General features: G+C 58.5%; 17 protein-coding genes and 1 pseudogene. 8 read left to right on the top strand and 10 right to left on the bottom strand.

Translation table 11 applies throughout. The features are described from left to right. Positions 1-2 precede the first annotated feature (2 nt). Positions 3-302, bottom strand: a complete 300-nt coding sequence (locus NB311A_RS13485) for a hypothetical protein (RefSeq protein WP_009799152.1) — start codon at positions 300-302, stop codon at positions 3-5. A gap of 124 nt (positions 303-426) precedes the next feature. On the opposite strand from NB311A_RS13485, the pseudogene NB311A_RS13480 reads away from it, so the two are divergent. From NB311A_RS13480 to hemE, 3 genes and pseudogenes are all read left to right on the top strand, one after another. Then, positions 427-729, top strand: a pseudogene (locus NB311A_RS13480) (hypothetical protein); the annotation flags it as partial. 75 nt (positions 730-804) lie between these two features. Continuing rightward, a complete protein-coding gene (gene wrbA / locus NB311A_RS13475) occupies positions 805-1,404 on the top strand; it encodes an NAD(P)H:quinone oxidoreductase (RefSeq protein WP_009799150.1) in 600 nt (199 codons plus the stop codon). Between the two features lie 164 nt (positions 1,405-1,568). Beyond that, a complete protein-coding gene (hemE, locus tag NB311A_RS13470; protein ID WP_050752125.1) occupies positions 1,569-2,621 on the top strand; it encodes a uroporphyrinogen decarboxylase in 1,053 nt (350 codons plus the stop codon). A 14-nt stretch (positions 2,622-2,635) separates the two neighbouring features. Here the strand turns inward: hemE and NB311A_RS13465 are convergent, their stop codons facing one another. Continuing rightward, on the bottom strand, positions 2,636-2,929 hold the full coding sequence (locus NB311A_RS13465) for a sulfurtransferase TusA family protein (protein ID WP_009799148.1): 294 nt from the start codon (positions 2,927-2,929) through the stop codon (positions 2,636-2,638). Positions 2,930-3,058: 129 nt separating this feature from the next. Here NB311A_RS13465 and mobA point away from each other — a divergent pair, with 129 nt between their 5' ends. Then, positions 3,059-3,742 (top strand): molybdenum cofactor guanylyltransferase MobA, encoded by a 684-nt coding sequence (mobA, locus tag NB311A_RS13460; RefSeq protein WP_009799147.1) that lies wholly within the window; start codon positions 3,059-3,061, stop codon positions 3,740-3,742. Between the two features lie 80 nt (positions 3,743-3,822). On the opposite strand, the gene msrA is transcribed toward mobA, so the two are convergent. Then, on the bottom strand, positions 3,823-4,365 hold the full coding sequence (gene msrA / locus NB311A_RS13455) for a peptide-methionine (S)-S-oxide reductase MsrA (protein WP_009799146.1): 543 nt from the start codon (positions 4,363-4,365) through the stop codon (positions 3,823-3,825). 454 nt (positions 4,366-4,819) lie between these two features. Here msrA and NB311A_RS13450 point away from each other — a divergent pair, with 454 nt between their 5' ends. The 3 genes from NB311A_RS13450 to narH all read left to right on the top strand — a co-directional run bounded on the left by NB311A_RS13450 (position 4,820) and on the right by narH (position 8,331). Further along, positions 4,820-5,050, top strand: coding sequence for a hypothetical protein (locus NB311A_RS13450; RefSeq protein ID WP_009799145.1), 231 nt, complete (start codon positions 4,820-4,822; stop codon positions 5,048-5,050). Positions 5,051-5,694: 644 nt separating this feature from the next. Continuing rightward, positions 5,695-6,468 carry a hypothetical protein gene (locus tag NB311A_RS13445; protein ID WP_009799144.1) on the top strand — a complete coding sequence of 258 codons (774 nt, stop codon included), beginning with the start codon at positions 5,695-5,697 and terminating at the stop codon, positions 6,466-6,468. A 321-nt stretch (positions 6,469-6,789) separates the two neighbouring features. Then, a complete protein-coding gene (gene narH, locus NB311A_RS13440) occupies positions 6,790-8,331 on the top strand; it encodes a nitrate reductase subunit beta (protein WP_040675268.1) in 1,542 nt (513 codons plus the stop codon). A gap of 44 nt (positions 8,332-8,375) precedes the next feature. On the opposite strand, the gene NB311A_RS13435 is transcribed toward narH, so the two are convergent. The 7 genes from NB311A_RS13435 to NB311A_RS13405 all read right to left on the bottom strand — a co-directional run bounded on the left by NB311A_RS13435 (position 8,376) and on the right by NB311A_RS13405 (position 17,551). Next, a complete protein-coding gene (locus tag NB311A_RS13435; protein ID WP_009799142.1) occupies positions 8,376-8,570 on the bottom strand; it encodes a hypothetical protein in 195 nt (64 codons plus the stop codon). 163 nt (positions 8,571-8,733) lie between these two features. After that, positions 8,734-10,254 carry a GNAT family N-acetyltransferase gene (locus tag NB311A_RS13430; RefSeq protein ID WP_009799141.1) on the bottom strand — a complete coding sequence of 507 codons (1,521 nt, stop codon included), beginning with the start codon at positions 10,252-10,254 and terminating at the stop codon, positions 8,734-8,736. Between the two features lie 64 nt (positions 10,255-10,318). Next, on the bottom strand, positions 10,319-11,665 hold the full coding sequence (locus NB311A_RS13425) for an HlyD family type I secretion periplasmic adaptor subunit (protein WP_083780479.1): 1,347 nt from the start codon (positions 11,663-11,665) through the stop codon (positions 10,319-10,321). 37 nt (positions 11,666-11,702) lie between these two features. Next, positions 11,703-13,709, bottom strand: coding sequence for a type I secretion system permease/ATPase (locus NB311A_RS13420; RefSeq protein ID WP_009799139.1), 2,007 nt, complete (start codon positions 13,707-13,709; stop codon positions 11,703-11,705). Positions 13,710-13,751: 42 nt separating this feature from the next. Beyond that, the gene (locus NB311A_RS13415) at positions 13,752-15,665 is read right to left on the bottom strand and encodes a hypothetical protein (protein ID WP_009799138.1); all 1,914 of its coding nucleotides are present in this window, start codon (positions 15,663-15,665) and stop codon (positions 13,752-13,754) included. Positions 15,666-15,799: 134 nt separating this feature from the next. Continuing rightward, positions 15,800-16,711 (bottom strand): hypothetical protein, encoded by a 912-nt coding sequence (locus NB311A_RS13410; protein ID WP_009799137.1) that lies wholly within the window; start codon positions 16,709-16,711, stop codon positions 15,800-15,802. A 279-nt stretch (positions 16,712-16,990) separates the two neighbouring features. After that, a complete protein-coding gene (locus NB311A_RS13405; protein WP_040675375.1) occupies positions 16,991-17,551 on the bottom strand; it encodes a hypothetical protein in 561 nt (186 codons plus the stop codon). Between the two features lie 183 nt (positions 17,552-17,734). On the opposite strand from NB311A_RS13405, the gene NB311A_RS13400 reads away from it, so the two are divergent. Further along, positions 17,735-18,271: a hypothetical protein gene (locus NB311A_RS13400; RefSeq protein WP_009799135.1), complete on the top strand. Its 537-nt coding sequence runs from the start codon at positions 17,735-17,737 to the stop codon at positions 18,269-18,271. Positions 18,272-18,390: the final 119 nt, after the last annotated feature.

The following is an 18,390-nucleotide window of genomic DNA, read 5'->3' as shown; positions in this document are numbered from 1 at the left end:
GACTATTGGTCACCGCCTGCCTTCACCGCTTCTCCGTTTGACCTTGCCGCGATGTCATCGCCGGCCGCTTGGGCGTTGGACTCGAACACCGCGCGACACGGCCCGCCGAGCTGAGTCTGATTCTGCCGCAGGCAGGTAACGATACGGCCGACGTCCGGAATTTCGCTTCCGCATAACCTGAAGACATCAGGCGTACAGGCCATCCTTTGGGCGAACGTGCCGCGATATTCTTCCGCGTGCGCGCCTGCTGCGATGCACCCCGCGAGAATTCCGGAAAACAGGACAACTCCGTGCTTGAGCATGTGTCACCTCGTCAAATGCGTCACACGCCGATACCTCCTCAAACCTTTGAGGCGACAGAAAGGTTCGTTTCAGGCAATAAAAGGGGGGTAGCGTGACTTTGTCGCGCGACGAGACACACTTCACCCGTTTCCGAAAGGGGATCGCCCAGGCAGGCTGGTCACGCTCGCCAGCGGATTTGAGACCGACAGCGACGCGCTGCCGATCCGCGCCGATGCGCGCGTGCTCGCCACCACGCTGAAAGCCGGCGAGAGCGCAAGCTACGCGGCGAGCAAAACGCGCAACCTGTATCTCGTCCCCGCTGTGGGCGCGGTCGAAGTCAACGGCGTGCGCGTCAACGCCCGCGACGGCGCGGCCATTCGTGACGAGGCGACGGTGAGCATCACCGCGCTGGAGGATTCCGAAGTGGTGCTGGTCGACGCGGCGTAAGCCGTCCACCCAACACAGCAAACGCGATGCGCGGCCTGACCGCCGCGCATCTTCCCTCAAAAGCGGAGGCCAAAAATGGCAAAGGTTCTCGTTCTCTATTATTCCGCCTACGGGCATATCGAGGCGATGGCGAACGCCGTCGCGGACGGCGCTCGGGAAGCCGGAGCCACGGTCGACGTCAAGCGGGTGCCCGAACTCGTGCCCGAAGCGGTTGCCAAGGCGAAACACTTCAAGCTCGACCAGGCCGCGCCGCTGGCGAAAGTCGATGACCTCGCCAACTATGACGCGATCGTCGTCGGCACCGGCACGCGGTTCGGACGGATGTCGTCGCAGATGGCGAGTTTCCTCGATCAGGCGGGCGGCCTGTGGGCCAGGGGCGCGTTGCACGGCAAGGTCGGCGGCGCCTTTTCATCGAGCGCGACCCAGCACGGCGGCCAGGAAACAACGCTGTTCTCGATCATCACCAACCTGCTACATTTCGGCATGACGATCGTCGGCCTGAACTACGGCTTCGCCGGCCAGACCGGCGTGAAGGAGGTCACCGGTGGAGCACCCTATGGCGCGACCACCATCGCCAATGGCGATGGCAGCCGCCAGCCGAGCGCGAACGAACTCGCAGGCGCGCGTTATCAAGGCAGGATGATTGCGGAGACGGCGGCGAAACTGCATGGCTGAAACAACAATCCAGAGCTTCGCTTCTGATTCAATCAGAAGCGAAAAATGCTCTGGTTCGCAGCCCCTCACGCTGAACGGCGGCGGGGGCTGCCGATGCCGTGGCCAAGACCCTGCCGGTCGTGTATCAGACCTTGAGAAACCACAGCCACATTACGGAATACGCCTTGGTCCAGGATCCAACGAACAAGCCATTTCTCGAGGTTCTTTCAGGCCGTCGCCAGGCCGTACCACCGATCTGGATGATGCGGCAAGCGGGCCGCTATCTGCCGGAATATCGCGAGTTGCGCGCCAAAGCCGGCGGCTTTCTCGATCTCTGCTTCACGCCGGAATTCGCCGCCGAGGTGACGTTGCAACCGGTCCGCCGCTTCGCGTTCGACGCAGCGATCATCTTCTCCGACATTCTCGTCATTCCCTACGCTCTCGGGCGCACGGTGCGCTTCGAAGCCGGGGAAGGTCCGCGGCTCGATCCGCTGGATACGCCGGACAAGATAGCCGCGCTTTCAAGCGAAGCCGACATGACGAAGCTTGAGCCGGTGTTCGAGGCCCTGCGCCGCGTCAAGCGCGAACTCGATTCCAAAACGGCATTGATCGGGTTCTGCGGTGCGCCATGGACGGTCGCCACCTACATGATCGCCGGACAAGGCACGCCCGATCAGGCGCCGGCACGGATGATGGCCTATCGCCACCCCGACGCCTTCGCAAAGGTCATCGACGCCATCGTCGACAACTCGATCCGCTATCTGCTCGGCCAGCTCCAGGCGGGCGCGGATGCGCTGCAAATTTTCGACACCTGGGCGGGGGTGCTGCCGCCACGCGAATTCGAGCAGTGGTCAATTGAGCCGACCAAACGCATTGTCGCGGGCGTGCGCAGGCAAGTTCCGGACGCCAAAATCATTGGATTCCCCCGCGGCGCGGGCGCCCTGCTGCCCTCCTATATCGAAGCGACCGGCGTCGATGCCGTCAGCATCGACTGGGCCGCCGAACCGTCCCTGATCCGGGACAAGGTGCAGAACCGGGTGGCCGTGCAGGGCAATCTCGATCCGCTGGCACTGATCGCCGGCGGTGCGGCGCTTGATCGGGCGGTTGACGACGTGCTGACGAATTTTGCCGCTGGCCGGCTGATCTTCAACCTCGGCCACGGTATTCAACCGGAAACCCCGATCCCGCATGTCGAACAGATGATTCGCCGGGTGCGCGGTAACGGCTTACGCCAATAGAGGCTCCGGTAGCCTCACTTCGTATAGGGACACAAGGACCGCAGCGACAACGATCCGAAGCGGTCCTCCAGCGAGGAGGACGCTCCCGCTTTTTTGATGAGGAAAACGATCCGCCGCTCCGCGCGTTCGGTGATTTCCACGGAATCGCCGGTCTCCCGGATCAGGTTGGGAATATCGATCACCGAGAGCGGGTCGGTGCAGTGCACCTCTAGCCGCTCGCCAGGCGTCAACGATTTCAAGGCCTTACGGGTCTTGAGCGCCGGCATCGGGCACTTCAACCCGGTCAGATCGAGTTTCGATATCAGCATGGGGCAAACATGGCGAATCCCGATTGGACCGTCAACCGGCGGACGGCGCCTTTATCTTACATTGGCTCCAATCCTGACCCGGTTCGGGGGATGTTTTCCGGCTGATCACGTCCTATTGTTGTGGGTCCCATGACCCGTATCGATGCAGCCTTCCCTTCAGAATATCCGCCAACTCCCGCGGTCATTCTCGCCGGGGGGCTTGCACGGCGCATCGGGGGCGGCGACAAGCCGATGCGCGAGATCGGCGGGCAGACCATCCTGAACCGCGTCATCGCGCGCCTGGTCCCCCAATGCCGCGGTCTCGTCCTCAACGCCAATGGCGATCCGGCGCGGTTTGCGGCGTTCGGTCTGCCGGTGGTCGCCGATAGCGTGGCGGATTTTCCTGGGCCGCTCGCCGGAATCCTCGCCGCTCTCGACTGGGCGGCGCAGCAGCGATCGGGCATTCAATGGATCGTGAGCGCCCCGGGCGATTGCCCGTTCCTGCCGCGCGATCTGGTGGCTCGGTTGCATGACGCGCGGAACCAACAGGATTCCGAGCTTGCAGTCGCCGTTTCGGGAGAGCGGACGCATCCGGTGATCGGACTGTGGAACGTGACGCTGCGCGACGAACTACGCCAGGCGCTGACGGCGGAAGGCATCAGAAAAGTCGATCGCTGGACCGCGCGCTACCGGCTTGCCGCAGTGTCATGGCCGACCGCACCGTTCGATCCGTTCTTCAATATCAACACGACCGACGATCTCGCCGAGGCCGAACGGCTGGCAAAGTTGGACGGCACCGCCGAGCGTTCGACCGGCTCTACCGGCCGCCCCTGAGACCGTCAGACCAAGGTTCTTTTACCCGAAGTTCTGCAACCGGGCGGCTCTCCGAGCAGATTTGGGAATTTCCGCCATCCTCAACGCACGCCGCTGTCCGTCGTGGCCTGACCGGCCTCCTGCTTGCGCGGCAGCTTCCAGTTCGGCCGGACGAAGTGACACGTATATCCGTTCGGAAACCGTTCCAGATAATCCTGATGCTCGGGCTCGGCTTCCCAGAACGGCCCAGCCGGCTCAACCTCGGTGACAACATAGCCAGGCCAAAGACCGGACGCATCGACATCGGCGATGGTTTCCTCGGCAATCCGCTTCTGCTCGTCGCTCGTGTAGAAGATCGCCGAACGGTAGCTTACGCCCTGATCGTAACCCTGACGGTCCTCCGTGGTTGGATCATGAATCTGGAAAAAGAACTCCAGCAGTTGCCGGTAGCTGGTCACTTTCGGATCGAAGTTGATTTCGATGGCCTCGGCATGATCGCCGTGGTTGCGATACGTGGCATTCGGCACGTCGCCGCCGGTGTAGCCGACCCGGGTCGAAATCACGCCGGGATGCCGGCGCAACAAGGCCTGCATACCCCAGAAGCAGCCGCCGGCAAGAACCGCACGTTCCGTGGAAACCGTCATATCCGTCCTTCTCCCTGTTGCGGCCGGTATCGTTCTGAAATTCTCTCCGGGACACCATCCTTATCGAATCCGAAACTCGCTTCACGGCGTAGCGCCTTCCGTCGGACTTTCGGATTCGGGGTATCAGCTGCCATGCACGGTTGCATTCGATCTGGATATGGGCCCGCCTGCGATCAAGCCGGTCCGCTGACTGCGGCGGCAACCCTGTGTTTGGGCGTGCAGCTTCCGCCGGTTCATTGCAAGCCGGTCTTACATGTCATCACGCAGGCGCGAGCGCTTAAAGCCACGTCAAGGCGCACCCTAACACGGCGGCAGGACGGACTATCCTGCCCATCGCATATTCAAGCTATCCTCGCAACCCGGATTCCCCAGTTGCATCACGGCACTGTACCGAGCTATTCGGAGTGTCCTCGAGACTTATTGTTTGAGCCTTCAAATCAAAATGAGGACTGGGATGCCGATCAAGCTGGACGACACGAAGTTTGCCTTGGACGATCACGCCCCTTTCGGGAAGCTGTGGGGCAGACTGTTAATCGAGGTCGTGGATAAAGAAACCGACATCAGACAGACCTTGCACCTCGAGGTTCTTCTCGATAACGGCGAAAGAACCAACTTTCTCCAGTATGAAAAGCTGGCGCGTGCAGAAGCCAAGAAGCTGCTGACCCAGGTGGCGGAACAGCTGTAACCCTTGATCGTCCGCTGAACGGATCGTCTCCGCTTGAGCGCGCCGGGCCGGCGTTTTCATTCAGCACATCCGGGCGATCTTCGGAGCGATCTTCACAATCGGCTTCAATGTAATGCGCTACCCTGCATTGCTCAAATGCTTGCCGCGTTTGGGCGCTGTTGTTCGTGCCCGAGTCTCGTGACGCGCGGACAAATCTCCGAGGAACGCTTCTCCCCGTTCCATCTTTTGCGCTGCGCCAGAGTCTTTCACCGCTTCACGGAAACGGTGAAAGATTCTGGGTGTTTAATCCTGGTGCGGTGTCGGGACTGGACACGAGTGCTGAGGATGGCAGCGGAGCTGAACTCGTCATCGGCGGAGCTGTCTTCAAATAGGAACGCGACGAAACACGCGCTGCGACCTGGATCCGCGGTCGGTTCCCCGGCATCAGTCCCACTCAGCGATAGGTCCGTTCACAGCGGCAAGCCGCATTATATCCAGATCGTAAAATCCGTTACGCCCGATCGATCTGCATCAGGGGTAACTTGTGAGGTCCATGCCGGAAAATTGATTGGTATTAACGGCGGGAAGGCGAGAGACTTCAGGAACTAAGTGTGCACTTTGATGTTAAGGCCGCAAATGTGTGATGCGAATTTGAGGAGCCTTTCATGTGCGATTACAGCCTGCATCACGTCTCCTCGCGCCCCGCCAGGGTAGCCGACAAACTGGTTACGATGGAGCTTGCGCGATCGAAGGCGCGTGGCTTTGCCGCCGTTGGCGAACTTGGAACCAAACTTGTCGTTCATGACGACACGCCCCAGGTGGCGGTCTGCCTGCTTCCGGGAACGGAACTCGCCTTTGATGCCGCCGTTCAACATGATCGCACCTTCAGTCCCAAAATTTTTGGCGTGCGAATTTTTGGCAGCGCCCAAGTGAAATATAAGGTCGCCAGTTTTCGGCAGGTGGACCTCGATGATCCGTACGTTCAACATGACGCTTTGGAATTCCCGAACGGGCAGGTTGTAAAGATCAACCGCCTGATTGAGGGTCAAACCGCTACGGTTCTACAATTGCCGGCCGTCTTGCCGCGCAATGACAACGACCATGAGCATGCTCACGCCAAACCTGCTGTCCCTTCGCATGCCTCACGCCTCGTTTTGAACCGGACATTGCCGGAGTCCGGAGTAGCGTCGTTCCTGGTACCGAACCAGGGCATGGCGACGTTATGGGACGCTTTCCGCAGCGCGGCTATCAGTCTCCAGGTCGGACTGGCGCAAGCCTTCCGGCGCATGACTGCTCGCAAGCCTGATCTTGAGGGTGCATTACCCGACGCGGGCCTCCGTACCGGCATGCCCGTGGTGACGCCACGGCAAAAAATCGCGGATCAGATGTCGGACAAAAAGACCGAAGTCAGATCGGCTGCCGAGTTGCCTTCGGCCTAATTCGCGTCAAGACGTGGACTGAGGCGCGACTATAATTCTTCGGGGTAAACCTGCGCCCCGAAGACATTGCAGCAAGAAATCGCAGGAACCGCAGCGAGGCGATCGTCGTCCAAGCTGCACCAACTACCAAAAGCAAACCCGCGGAGCCGGGGACGGGGGTATTGTGGCGCATCTCAGCGAGATGCGCCGCGTGAGCATTGATAAAGACGAGAACCGCGCAAGCACAAGCATGAAACCACAAGCACGATCCCAGGCCGCCAAGCTCGAACGATAACAAGAGGGAACGATAAGAACGAGCCATAGGAACGAAGGAGTATACACATGGACATCCGAGCTCAAGTTTCGATGGTCTTTCACCTGGACAAGTGCATCGGTTGCCACACCTGCAGCATCGCGTGCAAGAACATCTGGACCGATCGCAAGGGCACCGAGTACATGTACTGGAACAACGTGGAGACCAAGCCGGGTACGGGTTACCCGACACGTTGGGAAGACCAGACCAAGTATCGTGGCGGCTGGGTGGTTGACGGTCAGCGGCAGAAGAGCCTGCGGCTGCGGCTGCAGGGCAAGTGGGGCACGCTGACGAACATTTTCTACAACCCCTATCTGCCGACGCTCGACGATTATTTCGAGCCCTGGACCTACGACTACCAGAACCTGATCAATGCGCCGCTGGCCGACGAGCAGCCGACTGCGCGGGCGATCTCGATGGTGACCGGCAAGTACATGGACACGATCGAGGCGGGTCCGAACTGGGACGACGACCTCGGCGGTTCGCAGGTTTACGCCAACAACGACCCGAACTTCGACGGCGCTTCCGACGAGGAGATGCGCCAGATCAACGAGATCAACAGCACGGTGTTTTTCTATCTGCCGCGCATCTGCAACCATTGCCTCAATCCGGGATGCGTTGCGGCGTGTCCGCAGGGCGCGCTCTACAAGCGCGGTGAGGACGGCGTTGTGCTGGTGAGCCAGGAACGCTGCCGCGCCTGGCGCATGTGCGTTTCCGGCTGCCCCTACAAGAAGACCTACTTCAACTGGTCGACCGGCAAGGCCGAGAAGTGCATCCTGTGCTATCCGCGTCTGGAGAGCGGCCAGCCGCCGGCGTGCTTCCACTCCTGCGTCGGACGCATCCGGTATATCGGCCTCGTGCTTTACGATGCGGATGCGATCGAGGAGACCGCGAAGTCGCCGCAGGACCAGCTGGTGATGGCTCAGCGCAACATCATCAAGGATCCGTTTGATCCGGAGATCATCGCCGCCGCGAGGGCGAACGGGATTCCAGATGCGAAGATCGAGGCTGCGCAGAAGTCTCCGGTTTTCCAGTTCGTGAAGAAATGGGGCATCGCGCTGCCGTTGCATCCGGAGTTCCGCACGCTGCCGATGCTGTTCTATGTGCCGCCGCTGGGGCCGGTTCTGGCCAAGGTGGAGAACGGGGTCTATGACAACATAGCCAATGAATCGCGGCTGGGACCGTTGATGAGTTCGCTCGAGCGGTCGCGTATTCCGCTTCGCTATATGGCGAGCCTGTTGGCGGGCGGTAATGAGGAGATCATCCGCGACGTCTACAAGAAGCTGGTTGCGGTGCGCGTCTACATGCGTTCGAGGAAGGTCAAGGACATTCCGGACGAGGAGGTGCAGCGGGCGCTGTCCGAAGGCAAGACCACCGCGGCGGAAGTCGAGGCGATCTGGCGGCTGACATCGATGCCGACCTTCGAGGAGCGCTTCGTGGTTCCGCCGATGGAGCGTGAGACGGCGGTTGACGCCCTGTTCCCGCAGCTCGACCCGGTCTCGCACAACTATCCGATCCGCAAGGGTGCGGTCGGCGTCGGCTTCCACACCGATCCGGCAAGAGGGCCATAGGCTTCTCTTTACCGTATGGCAAAAGGCGCGAGACGGTTTCGATGTTATGTATTCGGATCCGTCTCGCGCTTGGTTCGTTCACGAATGCGATAGCGTTTTTGAACGAGGCGGTTCGAGGAATGCAGGTCGGCGGCCAGCGTTTCCTTGGTCGCGGTTTCCTTGGTCGCGTGAGTGATACGATATTCGCTGTTTATATCGACCGTCCAACAGGCATCGACCGCGCGCGCAACAGGCGACACAACGTCTGAGGCCTGTTGGCATCGCATTCGCCTTAGAAAATCGAAATCAGTCCGATGTCGTCGGCGGTGAAGCGATCAGCCATTCTAAAGTCATTGGCAAGCGCCCTGCTCCGTCGACCCTGGTGTCAAACCGCAACGGAGATAAAGCCTCGGTCCTGGTGGTTCAGTGAATGCTGAACGATGCACCGCCCTCATCGCCTGTAACCGCGACTCCGTAGCTAGCCGTGAGCGCCTTGCGTGCGTCTTCAATCCGTCCGGCCTTAAACAAAACGTTTGCGAGTTTGCTGAAAATATTCGGAACGGCCGGTTGCAGTTGAATCACCTGGCGATACGCTTTAGCGGCATCGACGTACTGACCCATGGCCTCGCAGGATTGCCCGAGCAAAAGCCACGGCTTGTAAGTATCAGTTCTCATCCTGGTGAGCAGCTTGAACACGCGTTTTGCCGCTGCGTGATCATTCTTCTTGGCAAGAAGCTGACCGTAACGATGAAGCGTGTTTTCATTCCGCGGATCGATCTCAAGAATCTGACGATATGCCCGCTCTGCTTGATCGATTTTGCCTGCTTGATGCAGATTCGTCGCTTCCCTCAATGCGGCTGCGACGGTCCGCACGTCAAGTCTTCCTCCCAGATTTCGACCGCTTCGCGTCGCGATAACGTAGCAATGAAGCCGCTGTTCCTTGACGCCGAACGAGTATTTGTAACGCTCGTTTCCACGCAGAAAATCATAACGCTTCATTCCACGGGAAATGGCGTAGCGAATGCTGTGGCTGTGCAGAATAAGCCCAGGCTGCGGGCCCTCAAAGCTCTCGTCTCGTCCCGCTATGTAAAATAGGAATGATTTTTTCCGCTCATCCAACAGGATCGCAAGTGCAGCAAGAGGACGATCGCCGATCCACAGCGTAGGCAAGAAGAGCAGTCCGCGTTCGAAGCTGCGCGAAAGCATGGTATGTAGCGAATGGACAATCCTATCTGTAGACTTTCCTTTCCTGGATCGCCATTTGATTTCCCAAAAGCGGAGAAGCGTATTCAGATCGGCCGCCACCGTTTCCTTGGTCGCGTGAGTAATGCGATATTCGCTGTTGGCATCGACCATACGCAACAGACGGCGCAACTTCTGCCGCGTATTAGCACTGATGGTTTCCAGATACGTGTCCCAATGTTCCGGTAAATCCACATAGTGACAAACAGCGTTGTCAATCTGATCGGCCTTGTTGACACGATCCATTTGGTTGATCGCGAACTTTGATTGAGAGAAGCAGGATACCAGTTTGCTGTACCGAACATCGGGACCGCTGAAGTTGCTGAGAACAAAGTCGGCCCAGTTCATACGCTTGATTTTCTGCGCAAAGGCAGTAATCGCATCGGTCTCCGACTCAGGAATGGAAATCAGCCCAGTGTAGTCAGCGGCGTTGCTGCCGGCCATTTTAAGATCGTTGGAAAAACACCCTGCTCCGTCCACTCGGGTGTCGAACCGCAACGGGAAAAAAGCTACGTAGCGAGCAGCTGATCCGTATTCCTTGGCCGCGAGAACGATCCACGGCGTTGAAAGATCCTCCAACCAGGAAGAAAGCCAGTTCCAGGACAGGAACAGGGTTGCATGCGGATCGGCATCATAGACTTCATCCCAGTTTTCTCTCAACCGGTTGAAAGTCTCCATGTCCTCAATGACGTCGATATGCATGTGAACCCTCTTCGCGTCTTTTGTGTCGCCGGCTTCCGCGCTTCTGCGCCCCTTCTATGCTCCTCTATCGCTCGCGGAATGCCCGGGACATGCTGTCCTCGATCGGTTTCATGATGTACTGGAAGAACGTTCGTTCAGTAGTCTTGACGAAAACTTCAGCGGGCATGCCTGGCGTCGGATGGAAACCAGGAATCCTAGCGACTTCAGCGTTATGAAGCCGCACGCGAACCACATAGATATCGCTCGGCCCGGTCTGTTGTGATTTTTTCTCGTCGGCGACGGTATCGGCGGAAAGATAGATAACATCTCCCGATACCATCGGCGTGACACGCTGGCTGAGCGCTGTCAGCCGAACCATCGCTTCCTGACCGTGCTTGACCGAGTCGATATCCTGCGGTCTCACTCGGGCCTCGATAATCAACGGCTCGTTGAGCGGCAATAGCTCCATGATGGGCTTGCCGGGCTCTACCACACCGCCGCGCGTATGAAAGCGCAACTTGACGACGACACCCTTGACCGGCGCGCGGATCGTGGTCCGGTCTAAAACACCCTTTGCGCTCTGCATCCGTTCGCGGACATCGACCAATTCACCACGCACTTCGTGCATTTGCTCGACTGCCGTTTTAATGGCGGTCTTTCGCACACCGTTGATTTGCTCCATCGCGCGGGATATTCGTTCTTTAGCGTCTCCGATCTCGCCCATAATGCGGCCTACCTCGCCTTCGAGATTGGCCTGATTGCGTTGCAGAAGAAGAACATCAGGCTTGCGCACGAGCCCAGCCGCCAGAAGATGTTCCTTGGTCTTGATGTCCTCCTCGACGAGCGCGATCTGCCGCCGCACGCCACTGAGTTGAACCTTGGATCCCGCAATACGCTCGTTCAGAGCTTTGATGCTGTCCTCAATTCCGGCAATCTCGCTGTTCGTATTGTTACGCTGAGCAGTGAAGGCGAGAAGCTGAGCGCTGACGATGCTGCGTATTTGCGGATCCTTTGAATCGGCCGCCAACTCAGGCGGAAAGCGAACTTCCGATTCCTCGCGGACCTGCGCCTGCAGGCGTGCATCGACGGCCGTGAGCCGCGCGTTGCGAAGGAAAAGCCGCTGCATCTCGGCTTTTGCCGTGGTCCGGTCCAGTTTAACAAGGATCTGGCCGGGCTCAACGGTATCACCTTCGTGAACCTTGATCTCATCGATCATGCCGCCTTCCAGGTGCTGGATGATCTTGTTCTGGCCAGTCGCCACGAATACGCCAGACGCAACGACCGCACCCGCGATCGGCGCCGTATTGCCCCAGACACCAAATCCCAAGACCGTCGCTGCAATAACCACCATTCCTGCTATGGTGAGACCACGTGTCGAACGCGGCAGATCGACGTGCCAAGAAGGCTGTTCGCCTACCGTTGTCATGCTCATGATCGCTTCTCCGGGCTCATGTCTGTGCGACCGACGATCACGCGTCGAGCATTGGTGCGGCAGCAGCGCCTGATTTTTTCCGGCCACTCACCAACGGAATCACCTCGTCGCGCGCTCCGAATGCCTGCACGGAGCCGTTCGCTAAAATCATGATTTTGTCGACGCTCTGTAGCAGCGCCGGCCGCTGCGTGATGGTAACCACCGTCATCCGTTTCTCTTTGGCGCGCATCAATGCTTTCGCCAGTGCGCGCTCGCCGTTCGCATCCAGATTTGCGTTCGGTTCGTCCAATACGATCAACCGAGGATTGCCGTAAAAGGCCCGCGCGAGACCAATCCGCTGCCGCTGCCCGCCCGATAACGGACTGCCATCCATGCCGATCACGGTCTCGTAGCCTTGAGCCATCTCCGAGATCATCTCATGAACGTCCGCCGTTTCCGCCGCATCGAAGATGTCTTCATCGACCGCGTCAGCGCGCATTCGCGCAATATTCGCCTTGATCGACGCCGGAAACAGTTGAACCTCCTGCGGCAGATAACCGACGCTTTCGCCAAACTGGCGCGGATCCCAATTGCGCAGGTCCATCATATCGAGGCGGACATTTCCGGCGGTCGGAATAATTGACCCGACCAACATTCGCGCCAGCATGGTCTTTCCGGTTCCCGAAGGTCCTACGATCGCCAGGGACTCGCCTGGTTCGAGCTGGAAGCTGATCCCATTGAGAATAACCTTCTTGTTTGGTGGAGGGACATACAGGATACGCTCGACGCTGAGACGGCCCTCAGGGCGCGGCAACCGCAAACGATCGAGGTTGAGCGGCGAACTCTGGAGCAGGCTCTTGATGCGAGCGTAGGCCGAGCGGGCTTGTACGAATTGACGCCATCCTTCGATCGTCCCTTCCAGCGGCGCCAGAGCGCGGCTGGCGACGATCGATGCAGCGATGATCATACCTCCAGTCAGTTCGCTTTCGAGCGCGAGATAGGCGCCCCATCCGAGTATAGTGATTTGAGTGCCAAGACGCAGGAACTTTGAAATGCCGGTCATGATGATGTTGAGGTCGTGACCGGCAACCTGAGCCTTGAGCGATTCCACGGTCTCCTGTCCCCAAACCTGGACGCCTTCCGGAATCATGCCCATCGCATTGATGACCTGGGCGTTGCGCGCCATCGCTTCGGCTTGCAGATTCGCGCGAGTTCCATACGCACTTGCCCGCGTAAAAGGCACTGCCGTAACGCGCTGGTTGATGAGCGCGACCCCGATCAGCGAAATGCTCGAGGCGAGCACGATCAACCCGAGTTGCGGGTTAATCAGAAAGACAACGGCGAGATAAGCGGGCGTCACCGGCGCATCGAAGATCGTCAGCAGAACGGAGCCCGTGATAAAATGGCGCAAATGCTGGAGGTCCGCCAGGGTTTGAAATTCCCGGCTTGATCCGCTTTGTGCGGCCTTAGCCGCGGCGCTCAGGACGGGGCCGCCCAACCGCGCCTCGGTTTCAACGGCAATCCTCATCAGGATGAAACGGCGCAACATGTCCATCACGACATGAGCCCCGATGGCCAGAACAACAATCGATGACAGCATGATCAACGTGTCGACACTTCGGCTGGTCAGCACGCGGTCCGACATATTGAAAAGATAAATAGGAATCGAAAGAACAAGAAGGTTCACGACAAGTGAGAAGATTCCGACGGTGATAAGATTGCGTCGTGCGGAGGCCAACCCCTTACCGAGAACATCGCGGAATTCATTGTTGCCTGAGCGCTTTTGCAGTTGGGGATTGCCGCCACCGCCGCCACCGGTGAGATTTCCCTTGTTGTTATCATTCTTACCCCCGCTCGCCGGCGCCAAAGGGAGTTCCGCTCCCTTACGATCCTCCACGACAGGCGCTGGCTCCGCTCTTGCGTCAAGCGCTTCCGGAGACTTGGCGGGCGATACGAGGTTCGACTGGCTGTCTGGGGCTTGCGACGTTTGCGACAGCTCGAATTCAGTTCGTTCGTCTACGGTCGCGGGCGGATTGGACGTGGCTTGGTTGTCGCTCAGACTCATTGCCGCTCTCCTCAACCGACAATTACGATGCTTGATCTACGACTAGTGGAGAACGTTAGCCATAGGGTCGTCGTGCGGAATCGGTGCAGGCGCGTGTTGTTGCTGATCTGGGTTAATTGTCGTGTCGTCCGACCCGACGAAGGCGATTACCTCGGGGACGAGAGCTTGGGGATCCGTTTGAGTCACGTGATCCGAATTCTCCTCCACGAGATTAGCCTGGATCAGAATGGAATCGCCGTAGATCTGTCCGCCTACATGGAGATTTGTGCTTCCCACGTCGACGATAGCGGCATCGTTGCTAAGGACGTTGCCGCCTGTCGCGACATTCTGGGTGATCATGCTGTCGCCGTAGTAGCCGGCCGTGACTGGCGATGGCGACCCCTGGAGTTGAATCGCCAGGTTCGCGTCCGAGACGATGTTTGTCTGCCAGATCGCATTCACGTCGTAGTAGTCGCCCGTGATATAAAGGATATTGAGCGTCCCGCCGTTGCCCGCGATCAATTCTCCGAACGAAGGGTCCAGTTCCGTTACGCCACCCGAGATATTGTGGATGAGATCATCCAGGCCTGAATTCCACGCCAGAGCCTTGCTGCCGCCGTAGCTTTCGATCGTGGCCGTGTTGGTGAGCTGATTATCTCCCGTGGACACCGTCTGGTTCGGGTCGACTCCGTCACCGGTGATTTTGACCGTATCGTTATTGTAGAGAATGTTGTTCTGGTAAATCACGTTCATGCCGTGATAGCTACCGCCGACAACGATCAGGTCGTAATTGAAATCCCCATCGTTGATCAGCACAAAGTTTCCGAGCTCATTCTGGCCCGCATGAACCTCAAAATGCGTGCTCGAGCTATTCTGCATCGTGACGTCGTTGTCGGATAAATAATTGGTCTGGACCAATGCTCGAATGTTAAAGTAATCGCCCTTCACAACATCGACGGACCAGTTCGAACTGGTGTAGCTCGGCAAGGATTCGTACACGCCAGGATGCTCGATAAAGTCGGCGATGTTGGTGGCCTGGTTGCCACCGGTCGTGACATTGGCTCCGGAGCCCCCGACCGTCACATGGTCGTTGTCCATGTACGAATTGGTCTGAACGATCGCATTGGTCTTATAATAGTCGCCCGCCACGACCATCGTTCGCGCCGAGTTGGTCAGATCGATGATATAGGCGCCGTTGCTAGCCGTATTTCCGCCGTCGAGCGCCCACTGCCCCGGACCTTTGCCGAGGTCTGGCTCCGGAGCAGGATCGGCAGCGGGAAGATCGGGCGGCCTGTCCTGGAGTACGCCGTTCACATAATAGCCGGACTGGACCGAGTGAGCGTCGGCCGCGCCGCCGCCATCCGCCCAGGCCTGATCGTGCGCTGCGACGAAAGCCGGAAGCGCAGCCGTATTTTGTGGAGCATGCCAATCGGCCGGAACAGCCGCATCTGCTCCGGCGATCATCTGGGAAAGTGCATGGCCGGCTTCCACGCTCAACGCGACCAAAAGGTTCGCATCCTGCGTTCCGACCAACGAATCGTTGTCATGCATCAAGTTGAACTGGTGCGTCTGGATTTCGCTCTGCGCACCGTTCTCTTGATAGACAACCTTGATGACCTCAACTCCGCCGCCGCCGGCGGCGGCGGCGCCGCCCGCATTGACTGGCGGCAGAAAGCCGGCCGAGTGCGGTGGACCGAATCTGTCGGGACCGTCGTCCGGCGCAGGATGAGAATGCGAACGCGGCGCGTAGCCCCCTCCCCCCCCCATTGCCGGAGGATTCTGGATGGGAGTAGGCCGGGTATACATCTCCTCGTCGGTCGGCGTGAACTCAAAATGAGGCCGATGAGTCGTATAATCCTCGGTATGGGACCGATACGCACCCTCGTCAGGCGGTTCGCGGAAGCGGGCAATGTCGTCGAAAATCTTAAGGTAGCCTGCGAAATGCCAGATGATCTCGGTTATACCGCCGGGCACCATGGGAGCCTCCTGCCTTCAGGCACGCAAAACATCCCCATTCCGCGAGCGCCCATTGCAGTCTCAGAAATCGGAGCAGTATTGATTAGCCGGTAAAAAAACCTGCGCGGCGATTGCCGCGCAGGCCGAAAGGCTAATTAGCCGAGGTCATGGCTGTCCGTGAAGTCATGGCCAGCAGTGATCTCCTGGCTGTTGAACTGGATGTTTGCACCCATTGTGATGGTCTGGTTGAAGGCCGACTGATCCACCACGGTGTCGGCGCTGACACCAACGCTGCCGTGATCGAGGGCGCCCATCGCGCCATTGATCGTAGCCGTGGCGCCATGAACATGCGCATCCATCTCGAACCCGCCGCCGCTGAGCGGATCGTGGCAGTCATACCCACCTTCACCACCGTTGAAGGTCACGTTCGGGTTGCTGAGGTGATCGTTATCCACCAGGTTGTTGACTTGGTCGATGTTGAACATGTTTCCGTTGTTCATCGCCTGATTCACAACATCAGGCATGATCAGCGAATCTTCGATGCCGTGGATCCCGCTGAGGTCGATCACCGGATTGGCGAAGCTGCTGGCATCCAGATCCAGGTCGACCTTGACGTCGACGTCCACCTTGGTCTCGACGTTATTCTCGACGGTGTTTTCGATCTTGTTGTCGAGGCTGTTGTCGATCTTGTTGTCGAGATCGTTATCGACCTTGTTGTCGAGACCGTTATCGATCTTGTTGTCGAGATCGTTGTCGACCTTGTTGTCGTTCTCGTTCTCGTTGCCGTTCCAGTTGCCGTTCGCGTTGCCGTTGCCGTTCAGATTGAGATTGCCGCTCTCAGCATAAAGGCCCTGAACAGCGGTCTGATTGGCATACTGGGACTGACCCTGATCCTGGCCTTGACCCTGGCCCTGTCCTTGACCCTGCAGATTGGCCTGACCCTGCAACTGACCCTGCAGATTGGCTTGCAGATTGCCCTGCGCCTGGCCCTGACCCTGGCTCTGCGTCGGGTCGTTGTTATCGTGGTCGCGGTCGTGGTCGCGATCGTCTCTACCTCTACCAGACATGTTAGACTCCTAATCGAAGGAGCATCGTCGCCACCAAAGCGCGCCAATCTTCTACGTCAGCGGCCTTGCAGGAAAGCGATGCCAGTTGTTTCGCCGGTTCTTCCGGCGACGAGATCAGCACGGATGCCGATTTCGCACGGCAAGGCTCGCGCAATGGCTTTCCCAGGGCTAGCTACCCTTACGGAGATTTCCAATCGCCTTGAGGAGGGGGTACAATTATCCAAAAGGAGTAGCTCTCTACGGCTTTCAGATTATTTGCATGCCGCGATTGGCTTAAGATCAGCCGCCGTTCCGCAAATGAGCTTCGAGTCGCGGCAGAAAATCCCAAATTTCCCGGTTTATTCGTGCCATTTCCCGCACAGCGTCCGACATCTCATGAATGCGAACATCGTCCAACGGCTTGACCTCACCGAAGCGAAGGGCATTGCGAGTCTGGACCAGTCGCATGGATTGCGTATGCGATATCGCGCCGGCGCTATCGACTGTATACATGCAGTGATTGAGTTCGTTTCGGATGTGCGTGCCGTCGTTGAACCGGTCGATCAGGCCATTGAGTTCCTTGCTGAGCGCTTTGTCCTTGATCCTGATTCGCGCCAGCCGCTGGATGAGATCGAGCCTTGCGCGGGTAGTATTCAGAGTCGCGAACACGATCGCAGCCGACGCCTGATCGACCCTTAGAAGCAACATCAGGACGTAGATAAACAGGCTTTCGTTGTTGGACCAGTTGAAGACCAGGCTGCCGATCAGAGACAGGACGGTCGTCCGGCGATCCGCGGATTCCGGCGCCGCCGCCTCAAGAGCAGCAAAATCGGGTTTTTGAGGAAGGTGGCTGGCGGTCATGTCGGCCATCGCACGTTAAAAGCAGGCTCTTCGCGGCAACATCAAGGACGCCGAGGCGTTAGTCAACGACCGCGGCGGGGCGATAAGCGCTCTGTCCTGCGGCGCCATCGTCTCGTAGGATAGGATGGAAGACAAGTCTCCACCGCTCGGAAGAGTTCGGGGGAATGTGATCGGGAGGCCAGAATGCTGCGTTGGGCGGTTGCAATGGCGGAGATCAGGAGAGGACGTCGGGCGGCAGTGACGACGATCGGTCCGCTGGTTGAACGAAGTCGCGCCGCTCTGAACGGCATCCCCGATATCGCGTGGCGCGATCCTTACCTCGTCGGATTCATGCTGACACTCATTACCATCGTCGCGCGAGTCGAGAATCCTGGCTTGCCGGACCACGACCTGAGCCTCGTCCAATCGCAAGCCTGGGGAGCGATCACGGGCATGGACGCTGATCTGCTCGGAGAAGAGGCGTTGACGCTGAGCAAATTACATCCGCGGGAATTCCAGCATGGTTCTTACAGCGCGATGATGGTGGCAACACGTCTGTGCGGCCCTGCCGTCGCTTCGATCGGTTATGAACCGTGGCAGATAACGGAAACTCTGTCAGAGCCGGATGCGTCGGTGAACGATGACAGCAACATCAGCAAGTCATTGAACCCTGCCACAGGCAACTGGGCAGACGCTTTCGACACCTACATCGCTGGACTTCCCCTGGCGAAACTACCTTGATATCGCTCCCTGAAATTTCGGGAGAACCGGGTCATGGTCACGGTTTCGTAATGAAAATGCTATGGTCCGATCGCTAAAATTGAACTAAAGTTGGCGGGCTTCAGAAAGGGACGATCTAA

The sequence above is a fragment of the Nitrobacter sp. Nb-311A genome (genome assembly GCF_000152905.1).
Classification (GTDB): Bacteria; Pseudomonadota; Alphaproteobacteria; order Rhizobiales; family Xanthobacteraceae; genus Nitrobacter.
The sequence above is the reverse complement of the archived record's forward strand: the minus strand, read 5'-3'. Positions and strand labels throughout refer to the sequence as shown.

Excerpts from the sequence above, each read along its gene's own strand:
- msrA (WP_009799146.1), bottom strand. The coding sequence starts at position 4,365 with ATGACGGTTTCCACGGAACGTGCGGTTCTTGCCGGCGGCTGCTTCTGG.
- NB311A_RS13405 (WP_040675375.1), bottom strand. The coding sequence starts at position 17,551 with ATGACCGCCAGCCACCTTCCTCAAAAACCCGATTTTGCTGCTCTTGAG.
- NB311A_RS13410 (WP_009799137.1), bottom strand. The coding sequence starts at position 16,711 with ATGTCTGGTAGAGGTAGAGACGATCGCGACCACGACCGCGACCACGAT.
- NB311A_RS13485 (WP_009799152.1), bottom strand. The coding sequence starts at position 302 with ATGCTCAAGCACGGAGTTGTCCTGTTTTCCGGAATTCTCGCGGGGTGC.
- NB311A_RS13415 (WP_009799138.1), bottom strand. The coding sequence starts at position 15,665 with ATGGTGCCCGGCGGTATAACCGAGATCATCTGGCATTTCGCAGGCTAC.
- NB311A_RS13450 (WP_009799145.1), top strand. The coding sequence starts at position 4,820 with ATGCCGATCAAGCTGGACGACACGAAGTTTGCCTTGGACGATCACGCC.
- NB311A_RS13400 (WP_009799135.1), top strand. The coding sequence starts at position 17,735 with ATGCTGCGTTGGGCGGTTGCAATGGCGGAGATCAGGAGAGGACGTCGG.
- wrbA (WP_009799150.1), top strand. The coding sequence starts at position 805 with ATGGCAAAGGTTCTCGTTCTCTATTATTCCGCCTACGGGCATATCGAG.
- NB311A_RS13420 (WP_009799139.1), bottom strand. The coding sequence starts at position 13,709 with ATGAGTCTGAGCGACAACCAAGCCACGTCCAATCCGCCCGCGACCGTA.
- NB311A_RS13465 (WP_009799148.1), bottom strand. The coding sequence starts at position 2,929 with ATGCTGATATCGAAACTCGATCTGACCGGGTTGAAGTGCCCGATGCCG.
- narH (WP_040675268.1), top strand. The coding sequence starts at position 6,790 with ATGGACATCCGAGCTCAAGTTTCGATGGTCTTTCACCTGGACAAGTGC.
- NB311A_RS13430 (WP_009799141.1), bottom strand. The coding sequence starts at position 10,254 with ATGCATATCGACGTCATTGAGGACATGGAGACTTTCAACCGGTTGAGA.
- NB311A_RS13445 (WP_009799144.1), top strand. The coding sequence starts at position 5,695 with ATGTGCGATTACAGCCTGCATCACGTCTCCTCGCGCCCCGCCAGGGTA.
- mobA (WP_009799147.1), top strand. The coding sequence starts at position 3,059 with ATGACCCGTATCGATGCAGCCTTCCCTTCAGAATATCCGCCAACTCCC.
- NB311A_RS13425 (WP_083780479.1), bottom strand. The coding sequence starts at position 11,665 with ATGAGCATGACAACGGTAGGCGAACAGCCTTCTTGGCACGTCGATCTG.